The sequence below is a fragment of the Bacteroides sp. LFL-34 genome (genome assembly GCF_027257075.1).
Lineage (GTDB): Bacteria > Bacteroidota > Bacteroidia > Bacteroidales > Bacteroidaceae > Bacteroides > Bacteroides ovatus.
This window is the reverse complement of record NZ_JAPQKZ010000063.1, coordinates 22,749-29,038: the sequence shown is the minus strand read 5'-3', so window position 1 is coordinate 29,038 and position 6,290 is coordinate 22,749. Positions and strand designations below refer to the sequence as shown.

At 41.1% G+C, this 6,290-nt stretch carries 7 protein-coding genes and 1 pseudogene; all 8 read left to right on the top strand.

The window, feature by feature from the left end:
* Nucleotides 1-109, top strand: a pseudogene (locus N5O98_RS24695) (IS30 family transposase); the annotation flags it as partial.
* The gene (locus N5O98_RS24690) at nt 106-1,242 is read left to right on the top strand and encodes a glycerophosphodiester phosphodiesterase family protein (protein ID WP_269496131.1); all 1,137 of its coding nucleotides are present in this window, start codon (nt 106-108) and stop codon (nt 1,240-1,242) included. The pseudogene N5O98_RS24695 and the gene N5O98_RS24690, both read left to right, overlap by 4 nt.
* A 28-nt stretch (nt 1,243-1,270) precedes the next feature.
* Complete coding sequence (locus tag N5O98_RS24685) at nt 1,271-3,025, top strand: PKD domain-containing protein (RefSeq protein ID WP_374937572.1); 1,755 nt, start codon at nt 1,271-1,273, stop codon at nt 3,023-3,025.
* 6 nt (nt 3,026-3,031) lie between these two features.
* Nucleotides 3,032-3,937: a glycerophosphodiester phosphodiesterase family protein gene (locus N5O98_RS24680; RefSeq protein ID WP_004302292.1), complete on the top strand. Its 906-nt coding sequence runs from the start codon at nt 3,032-3,034 to the stop codon at nt 3,935-3,937.
* A 13-nt stretch (nt 3,938-3,950) separates the two neighbouring features.
* Nucleotides 3,951-5,306 (top strand): MFS transporter, encoded by a 1,356-nt coding sequence (locus N5O98_RS24675; RefSeq protein WP_004308792.1) that lies wholly within the window; start codon nt 3,951-3,953, stop codon nt 5,304-5,306.
* 123 nt (nt 5,307-5,429) lie between these two features.
* Complete coding sequence (locus N5O98_RS24670) at nt 5,430-5,564, top strand: hypothetical protein (RefSeq protein ID WP_022199423.1); 135 nt, start codon at nt 5,430-5,432, stop codon at nt 5,562-5,564.
* An 8-nt stretch (nt 5,565-5,572) separates the two neighbouring features.
* The gene (locus tag N5O98_RS24665) at nt 5,573-5,818 is read left to right on the top strand and encodes a hypothetical protein (RefSeq protein WP_004308791.1); all 246 of its coding nucleotides are present in this window, start codon (nt 5,573-5,575) and stop codon (nt 5,816-5,818) included.
* Nucleotides 5,819-5,919: 101 nt separating this feature from the next.
* The gene (locus N5O98_RS24660; protein WP_004308790.1) at nt 5,920-6,225 is read left to right on the top strand and encodes a helix-turn-helix domain-containing protein; all 306 of its coding nucleotides are present in this window, start codon (nt 5,920-5,922) and stop codon (nt 6,223-6,225) included.
* Nucleotides 6,226-6,290: the final 65 nt, after the last annotated feature.

Genomic DNA, 6,290 nt, shown 5'->3' with positions numbered 1-6,290 from the left:
GATTGAAAATAAACTCAATAATCGACCTCGTAAAAGACTTGGATACCTCACGCCAAACGAAAAATTTAAACAAATTATTAATCAGAATTCTGTTGCATTTGCAAGTTGAATTCAGCTATATCAGTATTAGCAGTCGTTTTATTTGCTTGTGGGGATGATAGTACGATTGAAGAACAGGGGAGTGGAACGATTACTGCTAGAGTTATGGCAAGTAATGCCTATCCGGCATTAGAAGAGAAAGTTGTTCTGAAGGTAGCTCTTAATGATGGGCAAGACATCCAATCTGTGGTTTGGACGATGGAAGGGCAGACATTGGGTGAAGAACCTGAATTGGAATATACGTTTACGAAAGAAGGAAGTTATAATATTTCGGTTAGGGTGACAGATAAGACTGGCAATGTAGCGGCGGCTCTGCAGAAATTACAAGTATCCGGCAAGAGTTTACGTTATGCTTTGCAACACTTTGACCCTGCAAAAGTTTGGATAATGGGGCATCGTGGCAATTCTTCCAACCCGAATATTCCCGAAAATTCGATAGCTGGAATTGAAAGTTGTATAGAATTAGGGGGAGCTGTAGATATTGTAGAAGTAGATCCTCGCATGACAAAGGATGGAGTAATTGTGTTGATGCATGATGAAACCATAGACAGGACAACTACAGGGAAGGGGAAAGTGAAAGATTTGACTTATGAGCAGCTCCAGTCTTATCGTCTGAAGCTGGCAGACGGCACAGTAACCAATCACACGGTCCCCTCTTTGTATGACGCATTGGTTGCAGGGCGGGGAAAGATCTTTTTTGATTTGGACTTCTTGAATAAAGTGTCTCCTAAAGAACTGTATGATGTTGTGAAAAGCTGTGGGATGTTAGACCGTGTGTTCTTTTATACATCTAATAATCGGGATGTCTTGCAGAATATTTTGGATTATTCGCCGGCTCCTATACCTTATCCGCAGTGTGAAAACGAGGAGCATGCAGATTTCCTTTCACAGCAACCAGGAGTGATGTTTGCCCAGATATCTTTGTCGAAAACATTAAATGGCGGGCTCTCGACAGCCATATCTTCAAAAGGGCTGTTTGTCTCGACTAATATGTTAGATATGAATGGTTATACCTATGATACACAGATGACACAAGGAAACTATACAGGAGTGGACTTGATTTTGTCGAAGGGGATTAATTTGATACAGACAGACCATCCCCAGTTGCTGGATGCCTATCTGAAACAGAGAGGTAAAAGATAATTGGTTTTAATCTTAAATAATGAATAGAATGATTATGAAGAAATATATATTCCTGATAGTGACAGTCGTTTGTCTATTTGCATGTAAGGACGGCGATGAAGTGCGGCAGACAACCTCCCCGGAGGCTTCTTTTTCTATAGATAAAGAAGAATATACGGTCGGTGATATCGTTTATCTGACTGATGAATCAGTAAAGACGGAAGGAGAGATAGTAGAGTATTTCTGGCATTTTGGATTTGAGGGGGAAGGGAATAGGGCTACTACTAAAGATGCGTCCGTTTTGTATAAGAGGGCTGGAACCTATGTTATTAAATTAACCGTGACAGATGAATTCGGAGGATATGCAACTGCATCCCATACTGTTGTGATTCGTCCGACGAATATGCCTCCGGTTACAAACTTCAGCTATAGCCCTGCCATTTGTAAAGTGAATGAGAAAGTTCAATTTACCGATAAGTCTGTGGATGAGGATGGAGAAATTGTTTCTTACGAGTGGGATTTTGGCAATGGGCAGACTTCTCAAGAAAAAGACCCGGAAATAACTTTCACGACAACAGGATTTGTAACTGTAAAGCTGACAGCTACTGATGATCGTGGAGCTACAAATACAAAGCAAGCTACTTTATACGTTCGTGATACTTCTATATCCGGAGTAACTGTCCTTTGGGATAAGACGTTTGAGGTATCCTCTTCTTTACGGTCTATCTCTCCTGCTGTTGGTGACAATGGGGATGTATATGTGTCATCCAATGCACTCCACCTTTTTGCTTATTCGCCGTCCGGAGAGCAAAAATGGATGTTTGATTTAAGCAAGGACGGAGGAGCAGGAAATCAAGGTTCGTCTCCTATGGTAGGTGCGGACGGAACTATTTATATGGGTGCAAGTACAACAGATAAAAACATAAGCAGCAGTCTGTATGCTATTCATCCGGATGGAACACAAAAGTGGAGATATGAACTAGGTATTGGTACTAATATTCCCTATATTTCTCCCGCTTTGTCTCGTGATGGCAATATCTTGATTGGAAATAGAGGGACCGATGGTTCTGTACACATGGTTGACCGTAGTTCCGGCAGACAATTTTGGAGACGCAAATCTCCCAATGGTGGTGCTAATGGTGGTATATCGGTTGGACAGAATGGAGTTATCTATTCAGCCTTGTCGGGAGCGAACGGATTTGCCCGTACTACGCAAGATGGTGTGAACTTGTCTCCTAATCTAGGGAAAGGAAATACGGCTGCAGCTGTATATCCCGCTATTGATGCGCAAGGAAATGTATATGTGGCATTTTCTGAAGGAGTGGTTGCAGCTTATGATAACCAGGGTAATGAGTTGTGGAGATATCCGGCGAGTGGTACTATGGGCAAGATTGACCAGGGAGGACCGGCTATCGGTGCTGACGGAACCATCTATGTGGGTACAAAGAATCCGAATGCCCAAGTTGTTGCCCTGACTAAAGGAGGAGCAAAGAAATGGAGTTATTCCTCTGTCGCTGAAATAGGAACAACACCGGCTATAGACAGTGACGGAAATATTCACATCTGTGATGATGGCGGTAACTATATAATATTGAATGCTGATGGTACGGAGAAATATAAGAGACAATTAGGTTCTAAAATTTGGTCGTCACCAGTCATTGCTGACTATGGTATTGTGTATGTCACGTATGAGGATAATGGTGCCTGCAAATTGATAGCTATTGATTGTGGTATTGAAGGGCCTGCAAATTCACCATGGGCACAGCGCGGACAGAATGCAAAAAGAAATGCTTTACAAAAATAAAAAGATATGCTTAGAAAGATAAATATATTAATAGCTTTAACCCTTCTGATAATAGGAGGGTTAGAGGCACAGAATCATTCGGATAAAATAATTGCGAATCTACAGAAGCCTGCAAGTAATTCAGTTTTAGTTGTTTCTCATCGAGCTGACTGGCGTAATGCTCCGGAGAACTCCCTGCAGGCTATCCAGAATTGTATTGATATGGGGGTAGATGTAATTGAAATCGATCTGAAGAAAACCAAGGATGGACATCTGATTTTGATGCATGACAAGAAAATTGATCGTACTACAACAGGAAAAGGTTATCCGGCAGACTATACATTGGAAGAATTACGTCAGTTCCGTTTGAAAAGTGGTACAGGGCATAAAACAGCTCATTTGATACCGACATTGGAAGAAGTAATGTCATTATGTAAAGGTAAGATCCTTGTTAATATTGATAAAGGCTATGATTACTTCAAAGATGTATATGCTGTTTTGAAAGAAACAGGAACTGTTCAGCAATGTATTATTAAAGCCGGACTTCCTTATGAACAAGTCAAGGCTGAAAACGGTGATGTATTGGATAAGGTAATCTTCATGCCTATTGTACAACTTCATAAAGACGGGGCGGAAGCTGTCATTGATAGTTATCAGACACATATGAAACCTGCTGCTTATGAATTAGTGTTTGATAGTGACAGTCCGGAGATTCTTAATTTGATAAAGAAAGTACGTAATACAGGCTCTAATCTTTTTATAAATTCGCTTTGGCCCGAACTATGTGGCGGGCATGACGACGACCGTGCAGTAGAACTTCATCAGCCGGATGAAAGTTGGGGGTGGATAATTGGCCAGGGAGCCAAGCTAATTCAAACAGACCGCCCAGCTCTATTATTAGAGTATCTACGCGAAAAGAAACTTCACGACTAAACGCACTTTCTTCATGTTGAAACAACTAATCAATTTTTACAAGGTCTCTTCGCCGAGACCTTGTAACGGAGAAGCTTTGTCTTCATCCGATGCTCGCCGTCTGAAGTTTCTGAAATGGTCTACTTTCCTTTCTGCGACTTTTGGTTACGGTATGTATTATGTGTGCCGTCTTAGCCTGAATGTCGTAAAGAAACCTATTGTAGATGAAGGCATTTTTTCGGAAACAGAGTTAGGCATCATAGGTTCCGTATTGTTTTTCACCTATGCCATCGGAAAATTCACGAACGGTTTCCTTGCCGACCGTAGTAATATCAACCGTTTTATGACTACCGGTTTATTGATAACTGCTTTGGTTAACCTCTGTCTCGGTTTTACTAATTCTTTTATCCTGTTCGCTATCCTTTGGGGGATTAGCGGCTGGTTTCAATCTATGGGAGCAGCCTCTTGTGTAGTAGGGCTTTCTCGTTGGTTCACGGACAAAGAGCGCGGTTCATACTATGGCTTTTGGTCTGCGAGCCATAATATCGGCGAAGCGTTGACTTTTCTGATAATAGCCTCAATTGTCAGTGTGTTGGGCTGGCGGTATGGTTTCTTCGGAGCCGGTATAGTGGGATTGATAGGAGCGTTGATCGTCTGGAAGTTCTTCCATGATACTCCCGAAAGCATGGGATTTCCTTCGGTGAATGTTCCCAAACAGAAAAAGGAAATGAGTGAGACAGAAACGGCTGATTTTAATAAAGCACAGCGTCAGGTATTGCTGATGCCTGCCATTTGGATACTGGCTCTTTCGAGTGCTTTTATGTATATCAGTCGTTATGCTATCAATAGTTGGGGCGTTTTTTATTTGGAAGCTCAAAAGGGGTACTCTACATTGGATGCCAGTTTTATCATTTCTATTTGTCCGGTCTGTGGTATAATCGGTACTATGTTTTCAGGTGTTATTTCTGATAAGTTATTTGGTGGACGTCGTAATGTCCCTGCGTTAATTTTCGGATTGATGAACGTAATAGCTCTCTGTCTGTTTCTCTTAGTTCCGGGAGTTCATTTTTGGATAGATGTGTTGGCAATGGTACTTTTCGGTTTAGGAATCGGAGTTTTGATCTGTTTTCTGGGTGGTTTGATGGCAGTGGATATTGCTCCCCGTAATGCTTCGGGTGCTGCATTGGGAGTAGTCGGTATTGCCAGTTATATTGGTGCCGGATTGCAAGATGTGATGAGCGGTATATTAATAGAAGGCCAAAAGACCGTTCAAAATGGAGTTGATGTTTATGACTTCACCTATATCAATTGGTTTTGGATTGGGGCTACTTTGCTTTCGGTGTTGTTTGCTTTGTTAGTTTGGAATGCAAAATCAAAAGAAGTAAGCTAAAGTGAGTACATTAGGTTAGAATATAAGTCTTTGTTTTCGAGGTATTAGTCACCATTTCGGGAAGTAAGTAATGATTGCTCTTCCCGGAATGGCTTTTTTATATTCATTTTTTAATAATGTTTTATGGAAAATTCATGTAATGATGAATTATTGTGTTCATTGAAAGATGAACTTCGTGAAGTAACCGCACAAATCAATGTGCATAGTGAAAAATTAATGGAGCTGCTCGACCAAAAAAAAGAATCGTCAGTCAACTGACTCGAGAGGTGTCGCATCTCACGCCTGTCATCATCGAGTATCGGGGAAATCCGAAGCAATATGTCTCTGTTGTGCTCGATGCCATCAATCGGGGTAGGTTGACGTATGACGGAATAGCAAATTGCGAACAGACTTTTCGTGCGTTAGCAAGCGTTGTAGATGTGATAAGCCCTAAGAATGGGAAAACGCTTAGTGTAGAGACGCTGGTGTCTTATGAGAAGAAAAAGCGTGCCGGAGAATTTGAGGAAAAATAATATAAAATAAAAAGACGATTGTTGTATAGTTGAACAACAATTCGTATATTGACCTCCAAAGAAAGAAATTGAAAAAGCAAAGATATTAAGAAAGGAGTATTATGGAAGCAAAAACAAATGAGGAATTCTTTAACGTCAGCGCATTAATAGATGAGCGTTTTGGTAAGGAAGGAACTGTTACTCGTGCGGAAGCAGAAGAAAAAGCGTATGCTTTCTACACCGGGCAAATTATCGAAGACGCAAGGAAAAAGGCTAAGATTACTCAAGCAGAGTTAGCTCGGCGTATCGGTTCCGACCGTTCTTATATTTCAAGAGTGGAAAGTGGTCAGACAGAACCTAAGGTTTCTACCTTCTATCGCATCATAAATGCGTTAGGTTGTAGGATCGAATTTTCGATGTCTTTATAAGAAGCGATTAAAAAACATGGTGGGAAATTTGAAAAAGATAACTGTCTTTTTCAAATTTCCCACCG

What these genes read in the sequence shown, in the direction of transcription:
- N5O98_RS24685 (WP_374937572.1), top strand. Translation starts at nt 1,271, where the DNA reads ATGATTATGAAGAAATATATATTCCTGATAGTGACAGTCGTTTGTCTA.
- N5O98_RS24680 (WP_004302292.1), top strand. Translation starts at nt 3,032, where the DNA reads ATGCTTAGAAAGATAAATATATTAATAGCTTTAACCCTTCTGATAATA.
- N5O98_RS24675 (WP_004308792.1), top strand. Translation starts at nt 3,951, where the DNA reads ATGTTGAAACAACTAATCAATTTTTACAAGGTCTCTTCGCCGAGACCT.
- N5O98_RS24670 (WP_022199423.1), top strand. Translation starts at nt 5,430, where the DNA reads ATGGAAAATTCATGTAATGATGAATTATTGTGTTCATTGAAAGATGAA.
- N5O98_RS24660 (WP_004308790.1), top strand. Translation starts at nt 5,920, where the DNA reads ATGGAAGCAAAAACAAATGAGGAATTCTTTAACGTCAGCGCATTAATA.